The 19,168-nt window shown below is 68.3% G+C and carries 16 protein-coding genes; 11 read left to right on the forward strand and 5 right to left on the reverse strand.

The features are described 5' to 3' along the window. The first annotated feature begins 88 nt into the window (after positions 1-88). The 9 genes from P5F91_RS00110 to P5F91_RS00150 all read left to right on the forward strand — a co-directional run bounded on the left by P5F91_RS00110 (position 89) and on the right by P5F91_RS00150 (position 10,326). A complete protein-coding gene (locus tag P5F91_RS00110; protein WP_211107103.1) occupies positions 89-1,027 on the forward strand; it encodes a LysR family transcriptional regulator in 939 nt (312 codons plus the stop codon). A 154-nt stretch (positions 1,028-1,181) separates the two neighbouring features. Beyond that, positions 1,182-1,745 carry a 3'-5' exonuclease gene (locus tag P5F91_RS00115; protein WP_186454926.1) on the forward strand — a complete coding sequence of 188 codons (564 nt, stop codon included), beginning with the start codon at positions 1,182-1,184 and terminating at the stop codon, positions 1,743-1,745. Between the two features lie 155 nt (positions 1,746-1,900). Continuing rightward, positions 1,901-2,266 carry a c-type cytochrome gene (locus tag P5F91_RS00120; protein ID WP_211107101.1) on the forward strand — a complete coding sequence of 122 codons (366 nt, stop codon included), beginning with the start codon at positions 1,901-1,903 and terminating at the stop codon, positions 2,264-2,266. Positions 2,267-2,299: 33 nt separating this feature from the next. Then, the gene (locus tag P5F91_RS00125; protein ID WP_145612897.1) at positions 2,300-3,700 is read left to right on the forward strand and encodes a D-arabinono-1,4-lactone oxidase; all 1,401 of its coding nucleotides are present in this window, start codon (positions 2,300-2,302) and stop codon (positions 3,698-3,700) included. After that, on the forward strand, positions 3,693-4,994 hold the full coding sequence (locus P5F91_RS00130) for an alanine racemase (RefSeq protein WP_145612896.1): 1,302 nt from the start codon (positions 3,693-3,695) through the stop codon (positions 4,992-4,994). Before P5F91_RS00125 ends, P5F91_RS00130 begins: the two co-directional genes overlap by 8 nt. A gap of 104 nt (positions 4,995-5,098) precedes the next feature. Then, positions 5,099-7,384: a TonB-dependent receptor gene (locus P5F91_RS00135; RefSeq protein ID WP_211107099.1), complete on the forward strand. Its 2,286-nt coding sequence runs from the start codon at positions 5,099-5,101 to the stop codon at positions 7,382-7,384. A gap of 135 nt (positions 7,385-7,519) precedes the next feature. Continuing rightward, a complete protein-coding gene (locus tag P5F91_RS00140) occupies positions 7,520-8,938 on the forward strand; it encodes a coniferyl aldehyde dehydrogenase (RefSeq protein ID WP_277906061.1) in 1,419 nt (472 codons plus the stop codon). A gap of 51 nt (positions 8,939-8,989) precedes the next feature. Continuing rightward, on the forward strand, positions 8,990-9,364 hold the full coding sequence (locus P5F91_RS00145; protein WP_277906063.1) for a hypothetical protein: 375 nt from the start codon (positions 8,990-8,992) through the stop codon (positions 9,362-9,364). A 233-nt stretch (positions 9,365-9,597) separates the two neighbouring features. Next, positions 9,598-10,326, forward strand: coding sequence for a hypothetical protein (locus P5F91_RS00150; protein WP_277906064.1), 729 nt, complete (start codon positions 9,598-9,600; stop codon positions 10,324-10,326). 105 nt (positions 10,327-10,431) lie between these two features. Here P5F91_RS00150 and P5F91_RS00155 read toward each other — a convergent pair whose 3' ends face one another. From P5F91_RS00155 to pcaF, 4 genes are all read right to left on the reverse strand, one after another. Beyond that, on the reverse strand, positions 10,432-11,634 hold the full coding sequence (locus P5F91_RS00155; protein ID WP_277906065.1) for a GGDEF domain-containing protein: 1,203 nt from the start codon (positions 11,632-11,634) through the stop codon (positions 10,432-10,434). Between the two features lie 235 nt (positions 11,635-11,869). Further along, a complete protein-coding gene (locus tag P5F91_RS00160; RefSeq protein WP_145612891.1) occupies positions 11,870-12,529 on the reverse strand; it encodes a 3-oxoacid CoA-transferase subunit B in 660 nt (219 codons plus the stop codon). Between the two features lie 16 nt (positions 12,530-12,545). Beyond that, complete coding sequence (locus tag P5F91_RS00165) at positions 12,546-13,232, reverse strand: 3-oxoacid CoA-transferase subunit A (protein WP_277906067.1); 687 nt, start codon at positions 13,230-13,232, stop codon at positions 12,546-12,548. 79 nt (positions 13,233-13,311) lie between these two features. Beyond that, the gene (pcaF, locus tag P5F91_RS00170; protein WP_145612889.1) at positions 13,312-14,517 is read right to left on the reverse strand and encodes a 3-oxoadipyl-CoA thiolase; all 1,206 of its coding nucleotides are present in this window, start codon (positions 14,515-14,517) and stop codon (positions 13,312-13,314) included. Between the two features lie 254 nt (positions 14,518-14,771). Here pcaF and P5F91_RS00175 point away from each other — a divergent pair, with 254 nt between their 5' ends. Both P5F91_RS00175 and P5F91_RS00180 read left to right on the forward strand, forming a co-directional pair. Beyond that, a complete protein-coding gene (locus P5F91_RS00175) occupies positions 14,772-15,536 on the forward strand; it encodes an IclR family transcriptional regulator domain-containing protein (RefSeq protein ID WP_145612888.1) in 765 nt (254 codons plus the stop codon). A gap of 73 nt (positions 15,537-15,609) precedes the next feature. Continuing rightward, complete coding sequence (locus P5F91_RS00180) at positions 15,610-16,833, forward strand: phytanoyl-CoA dioxygenase family protein (protein ID WP_186454925.1); 1,224 nt, start codon at positions 15,610-15,612, stop codon at positions 16,831-16,833. A 46-nt stretch (positions 16,834-16,879) separates the two neighbouring features. On the opposite strand, the gene P5F91_RS00185 is transcribed toward P5F91_RS00180, so the two are convergent. Further along, positions 16,880-19,108, reverse strand: coding sequence for a helicase-related protein (locus P5F91_RS00185; protein WP_277906068.1), 2,229 nt, complete (start codon positions 19,106-19,108; stop codon positions 16,880-16,882). Positions 19,109-19,168 lie beyond the last annotated feature (60 nt).

A 19,168-nucleotide genomic window follows, 5' to 3' on the forward strand; every position in this document is an offset into this window, starting at 1 on the left:
AAGCAGTGTTGAGACCGCTGATGTAATGCGCCGCCATTGATGCGATAATCGGCGCAATCTTGCATGCGCTGATGAAGGATATCGCACAGTGACGGATCTGACGCTGCGTGAGCTGGCGGCCCTGGCGGCGGTGGCGGAACACCGCAGCTTCCGGGCGGCGGCGGCGGCCATCGGCGCCTCCCCCTCGTCGCTCAGCCACCGGGTCGCGGCCATGGAGCGGCAGCTGGGCGTGCGTCTGTTCAATCGCACCACCCGCAGCGTGGCCTTGACCGAGGCGGGGGAGCATTTCCTGGCGCGGGTGATGCCGGCCACGCGCGAGATTGCCGACGCGGTGGAAACGGTGAACCGTTTCCGCGACACCCCTGCCGGCCTGCTGCGGCTCAATACCTCGGAGGAGGCCGCCGCGCGCATGCTGCCTCTGATCCTGGATTTCATGGCCCGCTATCCGGACATGCGGGTCGATCTGGTGGCCGAGGGGCGCATGATCGATATCGTCGCCTCCGGCTTCGACGCCGGCTTCCGCGCCGCTGATACGGTGCCGGAGGACATGGTGGCCATCCCGCTGGGGGAGGAGGAGGGCTGGGCCGTCGTGGCCACGCCCGCCTATTTCCAGACGCACGGGCTGCCCCGCGTGCCGGCCGACCTGCTGCGCCACGACTGCATCCGCGCCCGCCTGCCCAGCGGCACCATCTACCGCTGGGAATTCGCCCCCCACGGCGGGCCAGCGCGCGGTGGCCCAATGGGTGACGGGGAGATCCGCATCGACGTTCCCGGCCGCCTGACCCTGGGCAGCCATGCCCTGTGCCTGAACGCAGCCCGCGCCGGCGCCGGCATCGCCTATGTCAGCCTGCGCGACGTGGCGGCCGACCTGGCCGCCGGCCGGCTGGCCCGCGCGCTGGCCGATTGGACGCCGCCCTCGCCGGGCCTGGCGCTGTACTATCCCCGCCAGCGCCTGCCGTCGGCCGGGCTCAAGGCCTTCATCGACCACACCAAGGCCTGGCGTGCGGGGGGCCGGGGGTATGCGTGATTCTTTTTAACCGGTTGCCGGCCTATATAGCCGGGGTCGGCGCCTATCCCGGAGGCGCCCCTTGGATATGGATCAGGTCATGGGTAAGGCGCAGATTATTTCAGCTGGCTTGCCAGCCGGGTCAGTTGGCCAGCCAGCCGGGCGCTGGGTCGCCATGGACATCGAAATGACCGGTTTCCGGCCGGTGCAGGGGCGCAGCATCATCGAGGTGTCAGCCGTCGCGGTTTCACCGTCGGGTGCGGGCGGGCATGTGCGGGAGGCGTGCAGTTGGCGCATCAATCCGCGCTGCCCGCTCAACCCCATCGCCATCGGTGTGCACGGCGTTCGGGCGGAGGAACTCGCCGACTGTCCCGACTTCGCGGATGTGGCGGGCGATATCCTGGCCTTCATCGGTTCCGACCCGCTGGTGTTCCATGGTGCCGCCGGTGATGTTGCCCTGTTGAACCAGGAACTGGCAGCGGCCGGTCTCCCAGCCCTGGCCAATCCGGTGGTGTGCACCGAAAAACTGGCCCGTCGCCGCTGGCCGGCCGAACGCTCCCGCCTGTCCCTGGTGGCGGAGCGTGTGGGCGGCACCGTCCGGACGCGTTACAAACGGCGGCGGCAGCAGGACGGTGGCGTCAGCGTCACCGGCGATTACCAACACAAGTCCCGGGCCGATGCCGAGATGACGGCGGACGTCTGGCTGGCGCTCGGCGGCCCTGGCGGGGCGCTGGCCTGACAAGGCTGCCTGCCGCCACAATCCCCCTTGTCAGCCCCACCATCTTTAGCTATCACTAACTTGTTAGCGATGACTAACGCCGTGCCCGCGATAGACGGGTGGCGACGGGGAGTTTCATGGGCTTGGGCATCGGGCATTTTCCGAAACGGGCAGGCGTGCCCACACTGATCCTGCTGGCCGCGCTGGCGGCGGGCCTGTCGGCCTGTGATCCGGCGCCGGAGGCACCGCCCACGATCGAGGCGCTGGCCGCGCGGCGCCCGGCGGAGGATCGCCTGGCTGGCCTGTATGAGGCCAGCTGCAAGGCCTGCCATGCCAATCCAGATTCCGGCGCCCCCCTGGCGGGCTACGCCACGGCGTGGAAGCCGCGCTGGGCCAAGGGGCCGGACACCCTGCTGAAACACACGCTGGAAGGCTTCAACGGCATGCCGGCGGGCGGCCAGTGCTTCTCCTGCACCGCCGACGATTACCAGGCGCTGATCCGCTTCATGGCCGGGCAGGCGCCGGCTGCACAAGCCAACTGAACGACAAGCCTTGATGGGGGAACGGACCGAACCATGCTGACACGGCGCACCCTGTTTCTGTTGATGGGCGGCACGGCGCTGGCCGCCGGCGGCGTGGCGGCCTCCCGCGTGGGCGTGCAGCCGGAACCGCCGGCCCCGCCCAGCGCCGACGCCGGCGGGCATCTGCTGTGGCGCAACTGGTCCGGCATCCAGCATTCCTACCCCGCCAGCCGCGCGGCGCCGGCGGATGAGGGCGAACTGGCCGACCTGGTGCGCAAGAGCCCCGGCCCCATCCGCGCCGTGGGCGCCGGCCATTCCTTCATGCCCCTGGTGCCCACCTCCGGCACGCTGGTGACGCTGGACCGCATCGCCGGGCTGGATGGCCACGACGCGGCGGCGCTGACCGCCCATGTCCGGGCCGGCACCCGGCTGGCCGACCTGGGCCCCGCCCTGTCCGCCGTGGGCCAGGAGATGCCCAACCTGCCGGACATCAACAAGCAATCGCTGGCCGGCGCCCTGTCCACCGCCACCCACGGCACGGGCGTCAACCTGATGGCCCTGCATGGCAACGTCCAGGCCTTCCGCCTGGTGACGGCGGATGGCCAGGTGCTGGATTGCGATGCCACCCGGAACGCCGACCTGTTCGCCGCCGCCCGGGTGGGGCTGGGCGCCTTCGGCATCCTCACCCGGGTGACGCTGAAGAACAGTCCGGCGCACCGGGTGGAACGGCGGGTGTGGCTGCAGCCTGTGGAGCAGACCCTGGCGGAATGGCCCACCCTGCAGGCGGCCCACCGCAACGTGGAGTTCTACTACCTGCCCTTCACCGGCATGACCGCCATCATCACCCATGACGAGACGGACGCGCTGGCCACGCCCCGGCCGCCCACCCAGGACAATGATGCGGTCATGAGCCTGAAGGCGCTGCGCGACTGGCTGGGCTGGTCCCCCGCCATCCGCCGCCGCGTGGCCAAACATGTGCTGTCCGGCCTGGAACCGGAGCGGGTGGTGGCGGAAAGCTGGCAGCTGCTGTCCAACGAGCGCCCCATCCGCTTCAACGAGATGGAATTCCACCTGCCGCGCGAGGCGCAGGTACAGGCGCTGAAGGACGTGATCGAGGCCATCGAGACCCGGCGGCATGATGTCTTCTTCCCCATCGAGGCGCGGGTGATCGCCCCCGACGACGCCTGGCTGTCGCCCTTCCACGACCGGCCGTCCGGCTCCATCGCCGTGCACGCCTATTACAAGGACGACTACCAGTTCCTGTTCGACGTGGTGGAACCCATCCTGCGGCGCCATGGCGGCCGGCCGCACTGGGGGAAGCTGAACACGCTGAAGACCGCCGATTTCATCGCCCTTTATCCCCGCTTCCGCGACGCCATGGACATGCGCCGCCAGGTCGACCCGGAGGGGCGCTTCCTCAACGACTATCTGCGGGGGGTGTTCACCGATGCGTGACGACTATGGAAGGCGGCCCAGCCGTCGCGGCGTGCTGGCGGGCGGCATCGCCGGCGCCGCCGTCGTGGGCGCCGCCGCCCTCGCCTGGCCGGAGGGCGACCATGGCGGCGGGCACGACGCCTATTTCACCGCACTGTCGGCGGCCCTGACCAAGGCGGGGGTGGCCCAGCCGGTGCTGGTGGTCGACACCACGCGGCTGGACGCCAACATCAAGGCGGTGGGCGATACCCTGGCCAAAGCGGGTGGCCAGGCCAAGGGCCTGCGCATCGTCGTCAAGTCGCTGCCCTGCCACGAGCTGATGGACCGGGTGGCGGCGGGCCTGAAGACCAAGCGCTACATGGTCTTCAACCAGCCCATGCTGGTGGAAATGGGGACCCGCGTCCCCGATGCCGACATGCTGATGGGCAAGCCCCTGCCGGTGGCGGCGGCCGCCGCCTATTACGACACGCTGGGGGCGCTGGCCCCGGCGCCCCAGTGGTTGATCGACACGCCGGAGCGCCTGGCCCAGTACACAGGCATGGCCAAGGCGCGCGGCGTGGCGCTCAATGTGAATTTCGAGATCGATGTGGGCCTGCACCGGGGCGGCCTGACGGATCCCACGGCGCTGGCCGCCATGCTGGCGGGCCTGGATCCTGCCGTCACCGCCTGCGGCCTCATGGGCTACGACCCGCATGTCGCCAAGATGCCCGGCGTGTTCGACATGCGGGGCAAGGCGCTGGCGCGGGCCAAGGACATTTATGCCCGCATGGCCGGCGTCCTGCGGGAGAAGGCGCCGCTGAAGGAAGGTCAGGCGCCCTATACCTTCAACACGGCGGGCAGCCCGACCTACGCTCTGCACACCGACGACCCGGTGGCGACGGAGGTGGCCGTCGGCTCCGCCTTCGTGAAGCCCACGGACTTCGACATCGACACCCTGGCGCATCACCAGCCGGCCTGCTTCATCGCCACGCCGGTCTTGAAGGTGGCGGAGCCGGGGCTGATCCCAGGGCTGGAAAGCCTGGCTGGCGTCGCCGCCTTCTTCGATCCCAACACGGCCCGCGCCTTTTTTGTGCAGGGCGGGCACTGGCTGGCCAACCCGGTGTCGCCACCGGGCCTGCAGCTCAGCGGTCTCTACGGCCGGTCCAGCAACCAGGAACGCTGGTCGGGATCCCGCCGCGTGCCGCTGAAGCCGGACGACTGGGTGTTCCTGCGCCCCTCGCAGAGCGAGGCGGTGCTGCTGCAATTCGGGCCGCTGCTGGCCTATGACGGCACCGCCATAAACGGGCGGTGGCCGGTGTTCGAGATGTCGGCCTGACCGAAAACGGCAGCCGAGCGCGTACCCCGGCGGGCACCGGGGCCAGGAAGAAAGAGTGTTTAGGGCGGTTGCGCAACGACGGAACCAAAAACAGGGAGCCAACCATGATGCGGATAGGCAAGGCGGGTGCTGGGTTCATGCTGCTGGCGGGTGTGGCGCTGGTGGCTTTGCAGGCGCCGGCACGCGCCCAGTCGGCGGCACCGCCCGACACCGACGGCGTGTTGCAGGAAATCGTGGTCACGGCGCAGAAGCGGGCGGAAAACCTGCAGGATGTGCCGGTGGCCATCACGGCGCTGACGGCCGAGACGCTGGAGAAGACCGGCGTGCGCGACGTGCAGGATCTGCCGGCCCTGACGCCGGGGCTGCAGATCAAGACGTCCGACGCCAGCGCCAATCCCAAGGTGTTTATCCGCGGCGTGGGCCTGAACGACTTCAACGCCAACGCCGCCGGCGCCGTCGGCATTTATGCGGACGGCGTCTTCGTGGCGTCGCCCCTGGCGCAGTTGGGGCAGTTCTTCGACCTGGAACGAGTGGAGGTGCTGAAGGGGCCCCAGGGCACGCTCTACGGCCGCAACACCACCGGCGGCGCCATCAACATCACGTCGCGCCAGCCGACCTTCGAGACCACCAGCGACGGCAGCCTGGAATACGGCCGCTTCAATTCCGTGAAGGCGGAGGCCGGTGTGGGCGGCGCCATCGTCCCGGGCAAGCTGGCGGTGCGCCTGGCGGGCGTCTACGAACGCGACGACGGCGACACCTACAACCGCTACTACAACGACTACGTCAACGCCGTGAACCGCTGGGGCGGGCGGGCCAGTCTGCTGTTCACGCCCAGCGATGACCTCAGCGTCACGGTTCAGTTCCATGGCGGCCAGAACCGGGGCGACAGCCGGCATTTCCAGTCCCGGCCCCTGATCCCGCAGGATCCGTCCGTCGCGGGCCCCGATGGGCTGTGCGCCGCCGGCGCCTACGCCTCCGGCCTGTGCACCGACGCATTGGGCTATGCCGATACCGACAACAACCCCTACGCCGGCGCCTACAACATCAAGGGCCAGGATAAGGTCGACACCTGGGGCGCCTCCGTCAACGTGCGGTGGGACCTGGGCAAGGCCACCCTCTATTCCATCACCGGCTTCGACAGCGCCGAGCGCAATGACCTGGAGGACACCGACGCCAGCCCCAACAACCTACTGACCAGCACCTACAAGGCGACACAGCACGACGTGTCCCAGGAACTGCGGGTGGAGGCGCCGCTGGGCGACAGGTGGCGCGGCGTGGCCGGCGCCTATTTCCTGCATGACTATCTGAACACCGCCAGCCAGTACGACATCCTGCGCGACCTGCGGCCCCTGTTCATCACCGACGACAACCCCACCGGCTTCTCGCTGGAGAACAACGTGGCCACGGTGGGCTATCCTTATACCCAGATCAGCGACAGCTACGCTGTTTTTGGCCAGGTGGATTACCAGCTGACGGACATGGTCACCCTGACCGGCGGCCTGCGCTATTCCCAGGATGACAAGGATTTCCGCTACCGCAGCACGGTGGAGCAGGTGGTGGACGTGTTGAGCTACGCCGCCTCCAAATCCTTCGACAGCGTGTCGGGCCGCGCCTCCATCCAGGTAAAGCCCACCGACGACGTCATGCTCTACGCCAGCTACAACCGCGGCTACAAAAGCGGCGGTTTCTTCGGCGGCTATACCCGCGACGCGGCCGACCTGGCGCCCTATGCCGACGAGACGCTGGACGCCTATGAGGTGGGCGCCAAGACCGAGCTGTGGAACAAGCGCCTGCGCCTGAACGCCGCCGGCTTCTATTACGACTACAGCAATCTGCAGGTCTTCCAGATCGTCACCCGCGACGGCGTCCCCACCCAGACCTTCAACAACGCCGCCAACGCCCGCCTCTACGGCGTGGACGCGGACGTCACCCTGGTGCCGCTGAAGGGACTGGAGATCAGCCTGGGCGGCGAATATCTCAACAGCGAATACCAAAACTATGTCTCGGAGGGGGAGAGCCTGTCCGGCAACCGCTTGCCCTCCGCGCCCCGCTGGACCCTCAGCGGCCTGGTCAGCTATGACCAGCCGCTGGACGGTGCGGGCGGCAAGGACGCCGGCACGCTGAACGCCAGCATCGACGTCTCCTACCGGTCGCTGGTCTATTTCGACAGCCACAACCTGACCCGTCTCAGCCAGTCCGGTTATTGGCTGACGGACGCGCGGCTGGGCTGGACCGCGCCCAACGGCACCATCAGCCTTGGCCTGTGGGTGCGGAACCTGTTCGACCAGACCTACATCATGGATATCAACAACCTGGACAGCTTCGGCCTGGATTCCATCAGCATGGGCTCGCCCCGCCGCTTCGGCGGTTACCTGAGCTGGCATTTTTAAGGTTCCTCAGGCGCCGGCAGGCCCGTACGGGCCTTTGGCTATCCTCTATTTCCAGTCCGCTGCGCTCCCCGGAAATCTGCGGGGGGCCGGCGGTCGCCGGCCTGTAAGAAAGTGGGAAGGGTGGAGGAGGAAAGGATGATGGCGGTGGAGCAGGGGGGTGACGACCTGGCGGCGGTGAGCCGGGCCTTCGACCGGCTGCGGGCGGCGGCGCAGCAGGATCCCTATCCCCCGGCGGAGCGGCGGCGGGGCCAGCTGAGGGCGCTGGAACGCGCACTGGTCCGCCGGCAAGACGCCCTGGTCCAGGCGGTGGATGCCGATTTCGGCGGCCGGCTGGCGCATGAGACGCTGTTCGCCGAGATCTTCGTGTCGCTGGAAGGCCTGCGCCATGCCCGCCGGCATCTGGCGGGCTGGATGCGGCCCCGCCGCCGGTCCGTGCCCCTGGCCCTGGGCCCTGGCCGCGCCTGGGTGCAGCCGCAGCCGGTGGGCGTGGTCGGGGTCATCGCTCCCTGGAACTACCCCTTGTTCCTGGCGCTGGGGCCCCTGACCGGGGCGCTGGCCGCCGGCAACCGGGTGCTGCTGAAGCCATCGGAGCTGACGCCCCGCACCACGGCGCTGATCGCCGACATCGTGGCCGAGGCGGTGGGGGCTGACACCGCCATCGTCGTTTCCGGTGGGGCGGAGGTGGGGGCCCACTTCGGCCGCCTGCCTTTCGACCATATCCTGTTCACCGGATCCACCCGCGTGGGGCGCCTGGTGATGAAGGCGGCGGCGGAGACTCTGACGCCCGTCACCCTGGAACTGGGCGGCAAGTCGCCGGCCCTGGTGCTGCCGGACGCCGACCTGGTGTCGGCCGCCACCGACATCGCCTATGGCAAGTTCACCAACGCCGGCCAGACGTGCGTGGCGCCCGACTACGCCCTGGTGCCCCGGTCCCGGATACAGGACTTCGTGGCGGAACTGGCCCGGGCCGTGCCCGGCTATTTCCCGGCGGAAGGGAATGCCAGCGCCATGTCCGCCGTCTTCGGCGGGGCGGGCCGCGCCCGCATGGCGGCGCTGGTGGCGGAGGCCAAGGGGCGGGGGGCCGTGGTGCGTGAATTGGGCCCGCCTGTGCCGGGCCTGGACATCGGCCCCGCCGTGGTGCTGGACCCGCCCGAGGATATTGCCCTGCAGCGGGAGGAGATCTTCGGGCCCCTCCTGCCTATCGTGCCCTATGACGATGTCGGCCAGGCGCTGGACTATGTGCGCGACCGGCCCCGGCCGCTGGCCTTCTACCTGTTCGGGCGTGACCGTGCCCTGATCGACCGGGCGCTGAAGACCACCGCTGCCGGCGGCGTGGTGGTCAACGACACCCTGATCCACGTGGCGGTGGAGGATCTGCCCTTCGGCGGCATCGGTCCCAGCGGCATGGGCCGCTATCACGGCCGTGACGGCTTCGACACCTTCAGCCACCTGAAGGCGGTGTTCGACCGCAAGGGCCCCCGCCTGGACCGCCTGGCCCGCCCGCCGCTGAAACCCCTGCACCGCTGGCTGACCAAGCTGCTGATCGGGGGGTAGGCGCTGGCGTCGGCGGCGTCCGCATCCTATCTTCGGGGCATGCTGAGAAGGGTGCTCCACATCCGCGCGTGCGTCGTCTTTGCCCTGCTGGGCCTGCTGCTGCCGCCCGCTGTCGCGCGGGCGGACGTGTGGGACTATGCCCGCTCCGCTGGGCCTATCATCGGACAGGCCAAGGCCTGTGGTGTCACGGTGGCGCGCACCGACCATGCCTCCGACCAGGTGCGGGAACTCCTGGACCTGACGGCGCCCAACCCGGACGAGCGCCGCAAGGTGGGCGAGATGTTCGATTTCCTGGTCAACACGGCTGTCACCATGCAGACCCAGGCGCCCAACCGGAACGAGTGTCCCGAAGCGCTGGTCACCTTCACCGACCTGGAAAGGCGCCTGCCCCTGTGGCGGGAGATGCTGCCGCCGCGCAAGCCCTGACCCAATAATTCCCGAAAGGATCATCGCTTGCAGGGATGCGATGCATTACTGCAAGCGCGTGTGGCTAATTTAACCCTAATAAGTCAAACGGCTATCTTCGGATAATCAGGCGCATTTTTTTCGAGAAAAATGCGACGGACTCCAGATCCACTTGCGTGCAACGCGCGTCGGGGGGTCTCAACGGGGCCGACCCCCCGATATTTCCAATCAGACCCCGACGACGGAGAGTGTTCATGTCGATCTCTTCTGTGTCGTCGTCTACCACCGCTGTGTATACGACGAGCACCAGCGGCACGGCTCAGTCCGCGAAGTCGACCATCAAGGACGACTTCAAGGCCTTGAGCGACGCGCTGTCTTCCGGTGACCTGGATACGGCCAAGTCGGCCTATGACACCCTGAGCAAGGATTTGCAGGCCAACGCGCCCGCCAATTCCGCGTCCTCCTCCAGCGGCGGCAACCCGCTGAAGGACGCCTTGGACAAGGTGGGAACGGCCCTGCAGAACGGCGACGTCTCGGGCGCGCAGAGCGCCTTCGCCGACATCAAGTCCCACGGGGGTGACCGCCATGGCCCGCCGCCGGGCGCGCCCCCGGGCGGGGATGCCAGTGGGATTGGCGGTGTCCAGGGCGGCGGCAACGGTCAGGCGTCCGCCGTGCGTTCCGCCTTCTCCAGCCTGTCGGACGCCTTGTCCTCCGGCGATCTGTCCAGCGCCCAGTCCGCCTACAGCAGCCTGACCCAGCTGCTGAGTAGCAACGACAACAGCGGCACGGACAGCGACGGCACGTCCTCATCGACCGACGGCACTGCCAGCGACACCGCCAGCGACACCGGCAACCCGCTGAAAAGCCTGCTCAGCCAGATCGGCAGCTCGCTCAACAGCGGCGACGTGTCGTCGGCGGCCAGCCTGCTGTCCTCTTTCACCCAGCGGACGGGCGCGGGGCAGTCGGTGAACGTGACGGCCTGATGCAAAGTCTGATGTATGGATCGAGGGTGGTGAACCGCCCCGATCACGCCTGAACCGGTGGGCGCCGGGGCCGTGGCAACGGCCTCGACCTCCCATGCGCGGACGTCAGGCGGTCCAGCCCGATTGGGCCAGGGGCAGGCTCGCCTCCAGCCCGCCGGGCCCCACGCTCAGCGTTTCGGTGCGGTTGCGGCCGGTGTCCTTGGCGCGGTACAGCGCCTGGTCGGCCGCCGTCACCAGCTCCTCCCACACATGGCCGTCGGCCCCCAACGTGGCGACACCGATGCTGACGGTGCAGCGCACCGCTCCCTGCGGCCGGTCCAGGGAGATGGTCGCCGTCTGCTGGCGCACCCGTTCCGCCACCGCCCAGGCGTCTTCCAGGCCGGTTTCGGGCAGCAGGGCCATGAATTCCTCCCCACCCACCCGGGCCAGGATGTCGCTGCGCCGCAGCTCCCGCGTCAGGCAGTCCGCCACGGCCACCAGCAGGGCGTCACCGGTGCCGTGGCCCCAGCGATCGTTCACCGCCTTGAAATGGTCGATGTCGATCATCAGCAGCGACAGCGCCCGATGGTGACGCAGGGCGCGCGACACCTCCATCTCGCCCGCCGCCCACAGCACCCGGCGGTTGGCCACGCCGGTCAGCGGGTCCTGCCGGGCCTGCTGCATCAGTTCGGAATCCAGGCGCCGGCTGATCATCCACAGATAGCCGTTGGTGACGGTGGTGGTGATGCAGATGATGACCAGGCGGGTCGCCACCTTCATGGCGTGCGGCTCCTGCATGGTGCCCTCCCAGTCGATCACCAGGGCCCAGCCGGCCCGGGCCAAGGCCAGCAGCGCCCACGCCGCGTACAGGGCGCCGGTGACGGTCGCGGCGGGACATAAATCCCGCTCCGCATGGCGCACCAGGTGCCAGGCGATGGCGGCCGACAGGGTGGTGAAGAACAGGCTGCTGACCAGGATGCGGCCCCGGCTTTCCGGCGCGCCCACGGTGAACCACAGGAACACGGCCGCCAGCAGCGCGCCCGCCACCAACACGGGCCACGTCTCATGCACCGGCCGGCCCAGGAAACGGACCACGCCGACATAGGCCAGGCCATAGCCGGTGAAGATCAGGAAATTGCTGGATAGCAGACCCAGCCAGCCCGTCTGGCTGTTCAGGGCCAGGCCGGCCGCCTGGGCGAAGCCGGATGCCGCCCAATAGGACAGGCCCGCCTGGCGGGGCAGGGACAGGGCCGCCATCAACAGGCACAGGGCCGCCACGGTCTGCAGCAGCGTGTTGACGACCAGCAGGCTGGGGATGTCCAGGTCCACCGACGTACCCTTCCCACCCGGGACGGCCCCAGCCGATGCCGGGGCCTAAGCATGCCCTGAAGGATACGAGAGGTTCGTTCCACCTACAATGGTACGAACAAGCCGCCAGGCCAAATCTTCCGGTTAGGTCAATGGCTTAAGGGGTCGGTGGTTCATATGTGGTTTACGCTTCTTCCCTATCCCGCTCATACCACCCGGGATGGGGCCAAGCCCCCGGCACCAACCGCCCGGTGGCTCAGGCCGCCGCCAGCGTCAGGCCGGACAACGCTGCCAGCGTCTCCAGGCTCAGGCCCTGGCACAGATCGCGCACGGCGAAGCCGCCAGCCGTCACGTCCAGCACCGCCAAGTCGGTGTAGACGCGGGTGACGCAGCCCAATCCGGTCAGGGGATAGGTGCAGCGGTGCACCAGTTTGGACTGTCCGTCCTTGGTCAGGTGCTCCATCATCACGAAGACCTGGCGCGCGCCCACGGCCAGGTCCATGGCGCCGCCCACGGCCGGGATGGCGCCGGGCTTGCCGGTGGACCAGTTGGCGATGTCGCCGTTCTCCGCCACCTGGAAGGCACCCAGGATGGCGATGTCCAGGTGCCCGCCGCGCATCATGGCGAAGGACAGGCTGTGGTCGAAGAAGGCGCCGCCGTCCAGCAGGGTCACCGGCTGCTTGCCGGCGTTGATCAGGTCCGGATCCACGGCGTCGGCGGCGGGCCTGGGGCCCATGCCCAGGATGCCGTTCTCGCTGTGCAGCAGGATTTCCTTGTTGGGCGACAGGTGGTCGGCCACCAGTTCCGGCATGCCGATGCCGATGTTGACGACGGCGCCATCCTCGATGTCGTTGGCGATGCGGGCGGCCATCTGGTCGCGGGTCCATGCGACGTACTTGGGGGGCGTGTGGCTCATGGTTCTAACTCCTGGCTCAAGCGGCCGAGCGGGCGGTGGGCTTGCCTACGGCCACCACGCGGCTGACGAATATCCCGGGCAGAACGATGGTTTCCGGATCCAGGGCGCCCAGCTCCACGATCTCTTCCACCTGCGCGACCGACACCTTGGCGGCCGACGCCATGATGGGGCCGAAGTTGCGGGCGGTTTTGCGGAACACCATGTTGCCCCAGCGGTCGGCCAGGCGGCCCTTGATCAGGGCGACGTCGGCGTGGATGGGGTATTCCAGGATATAACCACGGCCGTCGATCACCCGGCTTTCCTTGCCCTCGGCCAGCGGCGTGCCGTAGCCCGTGGGGGTGAAGAAGCCGCCGATGCCGGCGCCGGCGGCACGGATGCGCTCCACCAGGTTGCCCTGGGGCACCAGTTCCAGTTCCACCTTGCCGGCGCGGTACAGTTCGTCGAAGACGAAGCTGTCGGTCTGGCGGGGGAAGGAGCAGATGACCTTGCGCACCCGCCCCGCCGCCAGCAGGGCCGCCAGGCCGGTGGTGCCGTTGCCGGCATTGTTGCTGACGATGGTCAGGTCCCGGGATCCCTGCTCGATCAGGGCATCCACCAATTCCATGGGCATGCCGGCGTTGCCGAAACCACCCACCATGACCGTGGCACCATCGGGGACGTCGGCCAAGGCTTCCAGGGCTGAAGTACGAACTTTGGATAACATCGGTTCTTATTCCTCAAACGCGGTGGCCCCAGTCGGGGCCTGGTCGCTCCGTTCCGGTGTGCTTAGTGCCTGGGGGTGATCAGACCCGTTCGATGACGCTGGCGATGCCCTGGCCCACGCCGATACACATGGTGCACATGGCGCGCCTGGCGTCCGATCCGGCCAGTTCGTGGGCGGCGGTGGCGACCAGGCGGGCGCCGGACATGCCCAGGGGATGGCCCAGCGCGATGGCGCCGCCGTTGGGGTTCACCCGTGCGTCGTCGTCGGCGATACCCAGCTGGCGCAGCACGGCCAGGCCCTGGCTGGCGAAGGCCTCGTTCAGTTCGACCACGTCGATGTCGCCGATGGTCAGGCCCAGGCGGGCCAGCAGCTTCTGTGTCGCCGGCGCCGGGCCGATGCCCATGACGCGCGGCGGCACGCCGGCGGTGGCGGCCCCGACGAAGCGGGCCAGCGGCGTCAGGCCGTATTTGCGCACGCCCTCGGCGGAGGCCAGCAGCAGGGCGGCGGCGCCGTCGTTCACGCCGGATGCGTTGCCGGCGGTCACCGTCCCTTCAGGCTTCACCACGCCCTTCAGCTTGGCCAGCGCCTCCAGCGTCGTGTCGGGGCGGGGGTGTTCATCCACCGACACCACCTTGGGGTCGCCCCTGCGCTGGGGGATGGTGACGGGGACGATTTCCCGCTCAAACCGGCCGCGCGCCTGGGCGGCGGCGGCCTTGCGCTGGCTGGCGATGGCGAAGGCGTCCTGGTCGGCGCGGGAAACGCCAAAGTCCTCGGCCACGTTCTCGCCCGTCTCTGGCATGCTGTCGACACCATAGGCCGCCTTCATCGCCTTGTTGACGAAGCGCCAGCCGATGGTGGTGTCGAAGATCTCGGCCTTGCGGGAAAAGGCGTCTTCCGCCTTGCCCATGACGAAGGGCGCGCGGGACATGCTTTCCACCCCGCCGGCGATCATCAGGTCCGCCTCACCCAGGGCCACCACGCGGGCGGCCATGGCCACAGCGTCCATGCCCGATCCGCACAGGCGGTTGACGGTGGTGCCGCCCAGGCCGACCGGCAGGCCTGCCAGCAGCGCCGCCATGCGGGCCACGTTGCGGTTGTCCTCCCCCGCCTGGTTGGCGCAGCCGAAGACGACATCGCCCACCGCATCCCAATCCACCCTGGCGTTGCGCGCCATCAGGGCCTTCAACGGTACCGCCGCCAGATCGTCGGCACGCACCGACGACAGGGCGCCGCCATAGCGCCCGATGGGGGTCCGGATCGCGTCACAGATGAAGACTTCGGTCATGAAATACGCACTCCTTCGTCGTCGCGAAGGAAGGGGCCTGGCTGGCGCCCGGACGGCGGTCACCCTGTGGGCGATCGCGCAGGGCCTGATCGGCCGTCCCCTCCCCGGAAAGTCGTGGCCGATATTTTTTGGTCGGCCGCATCTTTTTGTTCGTCTAGCGTACAAATGTCCGTATAATGAACATTAGAGTGAACCTCCCGCCCCGGCCTGTCAACGGCTGCGGGCGCAAATTTCTGCATGGGTGAGGACGGCGCATGAGTGACGCGGACGGTGAGGCGGGTGCCGAGGGTGGGGAGTTCGTGCGGGCGCTGGCACGCGGCTTGGCGGTGATCGAGGCGTTCGGCGCCACCCACACGCCCATGACCCTGTCGCAGGTGGCCAAGCGCGCCGACGTGACGCGCGCCACCGCGCGGCGCCTGCTGCACACCCTGTGCGCGCTGGGCTACGTCGCCTTCGATGGCAAGCTGTTCAGCCTGCGGCCCAAGGTGTTGAACCTGGGCCTGGCCTATCTGTCATCCCTGACCCTGACGGGTGTCGCCCAGCCCTTCATGCAGGAACTGGTGGGCCGGGTGCAGGAATCCTGCTCCATCTCCGTGCTGGACGGCACGGACATCGTCTACGTCGTGCGCGTGCCCATGAAGCGCATCATGTCCATCGAGATCAGCATCGGCACCCGCCTGCCGGCCGCCCGCACCTCCATGGGCCGGGTGCTGCTGTCGGCCCTGCCCGATGCCGATCTGGACGCCATCCTGGCCGCCACGCCGGATATCAAGGCGGACGCGGTCAAGGCCGCCGTGCGCCAGGCCGGCGGCCAGGGCTGGGCCCTGGTGAACCAGGAGCTGGAGGAGGGCTTGCGCTCCATCGCCGTACCCATCCGCGGCCGGGGCGGGATGATCATCGCCGCCATGAACGTCAGCACCCACGCCTCCCGCGTGACGGAGGCGCAACTGGAAGGTCAGTTCTTATCCGCGCTGCAACAGACGGCGGAGGGCATTTCAAGAGCTCTCCTTTTCGGTTGAAAGTGTTGCTATTTTCTTCGACAAAGGGGAAGCATTAGCCTAATTGCCTATGTCTTGTAATCGGAAGGCATACATGTCCCCCGTTCCACATTCGATCTCCCCTTGGGTTGTTACTAACCGGCCGCCGGCCACGCCCGTTTATGGTTTGCTGCGTCTGGCGTCGACCCTTCATTGCTCCGAGCCCATTGACGGCATCTGGGTGGAACTGAACTTTGGCGGCGTCACGCAGCGTTTCGCCGCCAGCGACATCGCTACCAAGGTTGGCGAAGCCGCTTGGGAACTGGCTGTTCTCGCCAACAGCCACCTCGTGCCGAATGGCGTGGTTAACCTCCGTGTCACCACTGGCATCGCGACCGGGCCTTTTGCGGAGATGCCGGGCCTCGAACTGCTGATCAGCAATCAAGGCACCCTCGCGGACAGTGTGCGGGCCGATCTGTTGGCGCATGGTTCGCCTGTTCTGATTGCCGGGCATGTCGACAGCGCCATGTATCCTTTCAGCCACGGGCAGTCGGTTGCTTGGTTCAATCAGCCGGACGCGATCGCGGCGGCGGCCGATGTGCCACTGAGCGTGGAACCGGCGGCAGACGCCGAGGCGGCGATTCAGCACTTGATCCGCTGGGGCTTTACCGTTCTTCATGAAGCGGTGCCCATCGAAACAGTCACAGCGTTCAACAACGCGGTGGAAGCGGCGCTGCTCAGTGGACGCCTACTGCATCGCCCTGGTTCCAGTGAGCGCATCCACGATGCCCACCGCTTGCCCGAAGGCCGAAAAATTTGGCTGTTCCCGCCGGTGCTGGATTTCCTGAAGCGGTGGTTCCGAGATGATGCCTGCGCCTGCCAGACGTTGCTGTACGTGAATGGCAGCCAGCAAGATGCACACCAGGACACAATCCACCTGACCCCTTACCCCGCTGGTTATATGTGCGGTGTGTGGGTGGCGTTGGAGGATGTGCGACCGGAATCCGGTGAGCTTTTCGTTTACCCCGGCAGCCATCGGACGCCGCGCCTGCTGGCGGAACCGCTGGGTTTGGCCAAGGTCACTTCCGACTATTCCAGCTATGTGGTGTTTGGGGACGAGATCAACCGCCTGCTTAATGCTGGCGGGTTCGAGCGCCTGGTTTATCGGCCCAAGGCCGGCCAAATCCTGGTTTGGCACGAGAACCTGATCCATGGCGGGGGTATCCGGGTGAATTCCGAAATCACCCGACGCAGCATCGTCAGCCACTACTACGCCCGTGGCGGTGTCGGCTTCTATGACAGTCGCGGCGAAGCCGCGTATCTGGAAACGCTGGATTGATGATCGCGGGGCGGCCGTGGCCGCTCCTTTCGTTCAAGGTCACTGATTACTTCCGCTTGGGACCATAGCGCTTCCGGGGGGCGCCACGGAAGCCGGGTTTGGGCTTGTGGGGAGCTTCGCCCGCCGCCCGCGCCCGGCTGCGCATGGCCAGGACCTGGGCCAGGCGCTCGGCCACGGCGGCGCGACGTTCGGTGACGGCCTCGCGATCGGGGAAGTAGGCGGGGAACTTGCGGGTGGCCCAGTAATAAAGGTCGCAGATGCGCGACTGCGCCTCCAGGCCCAGGTCGTCCAGGCTGTCGATGCGCTTGCCGGCCACGCCGTCCAGCGGCAGGGGCTGCTCCCGCTCCAGGGCGCGGCAAATGCCGTAGACCAGGTCGGCGTCAGTCTCGCGGTCCAGGTCCGCCGGCATGAACAGCAGGGTCAGGCGGCGGTCGAAATCCAGGCGCCGGGCGTCCAGGGCCACCGCCATCTTGCGCACCGGCGCCAGGTCGGCCAAGGCGTAGGGCGATCCCTTGGTGTCGGCGGCGGCGAAGCAGTCGACCAGGGGCACCAGGCGGTCGGTGCCGACGTAGGTGGCCAACCGTTCCATCATGGCGCGGGTGGGCCGCAGGGTCAGGGGCAGGGCGGCGTGGACCTTCTCGTCCGCCGCCTTGTACATGTGGCGCAGGGCGTTGGGACTGCCGCGCCCGACCACGCCATACTCACCCACCTCGAACTTGCCATAGCGGCCGGCGCGGCCGGCGATCTGCCGCACTTCCGACCCCGACAGGGGCCGCACCTCGTGCCCGTCGAACTTCTCCAGGCTGGTGAACAGCACGCGGCGCACGGGCAGGTTCAGGCCCATGCCGATGGCGTCCGTCGCCACCACCACGTCGGCCTCGCCGGTGGTGAAGCGCTCCGCCTCCCGTCGGCGTACCTCGGGCGCCAGGGCGCCATAGATCACGGCGGCGCTCAGGCCCTTGGCACGGATGGTTTCGCGGACGGAATGAACCTCTCGCCGGGAAAAGGCGATCAAGGCGTCGCCCGCCTGCACGTCGCTCCACTCCAGCCGGCGGTCGATCAGCTTCAGCGGCGTCTTGCGCTCCAGCTCCACCACCTCCAGCGGTTCGCCCAGGTACTGGGCCATGCGCTCGATAACCGGGCGGATGTCCGGGGAGCCCAACAGGTACACCGTCTCCGCCGGCACGCCCACCAGGGCGGCCGACCAGGCCCAGCCGCGCTCCGTGTCCGCCAGCATCTGGACCTCGTCGATGACGGCCACCTCCAGGCGGCTCTCCGGATCCAGCATCTCGACCGTGGAGGCGGTGATGCGGGCGCCGGGCACGCGGATTTCCTCTTCGCCCGTCACCAGGTTGGCGGCCACGCCCTCCTTGTTCAGGCGGTCCATGATCTCCAGCGCCAGCAGGCGCAAGGGCGCCAGATAGGCGCCGCTGCGGGCGTCCTTCAGGGCCTGCATGGCGCGATGGGTCTTGCCCGAATTGGTGGGACCGACCACCAGCACCAGGCGGCGGGGCATGCTGCGCGCCAGGGGGAACAGGTCCTCATAGCGCTTCAGGTCGAAATGGCTGTCGACAAAGCTGCGGCCGCGGGCATGGATGCGGTCCTGCGCCCAGGTCGCCACCTCCCGCTCCCACCGGCGCAGGACGGAGGGCGCGTCGGTCAGGTGGTGGGTGCCGCGCCACAGGCGGTCGCGGATTTCGGCGAGGGCCTCGGCATCGCTGGAAACCTCGGCCTCGATCTCGGCCAGGCGGCGGGCCAGGCTGCCTTCGGCATCGCGCTTCCGGCCATTCAACTTACTGTCGGCGCCGACCAGGTCGACCAGGGCCGTGCCGTCCAGGTCAGAGAGCTCACCGACGGAGAAGGTGCGGTCCACGTTCAGGCGATAGGGGTGGGGGAAGCTGGGCAGCCGCAGTTCCAGCCGCTGCGTGACGCGCACGCGGTCGGGAACGATGGCCGGGGTGATCTCAAAGCCGGCCTCCCGCAGGGGCGGGCGGGCAGCGGCCAGCAGGGCCGGGCGCGCCACGGCTTCCGATGCGCGGCGCTGGATGACGGCCAGCAATTCTTCCTGCCGGTCCGCCTCCACCCACACTTGTTCCTTGTCCGGAAAGACCAGGGGCAGGGGCACCAGCCCCATGGCCGCCGCCTGTTTGGGGCGCACCAGGCCCAGCTGGGACAGTGTGGCGCAGCCTTCCTCCGTCGTGGCGACGGCCAGCAGCAGGTCGGGATCCCAGCTGTGGGATTCGGTGTCAGGAACGGAGGGGGTGTCGGGCATCATCGCAGCGGCAGGGATCGGAAGGATCAGGAGGTTCCGCCTTTATGGGCCGCCGAGCCGCCG

It is taken from the genome of Nitrospirillum amazonense (assembly GCF_029594735.1).
Lineage (GTDB): Bacteria > Pseudomonadota > Alphaproteobacteria > Azospirillales > Azospirillaceae > Nitrospirillum > Nitrospirillum amazonense.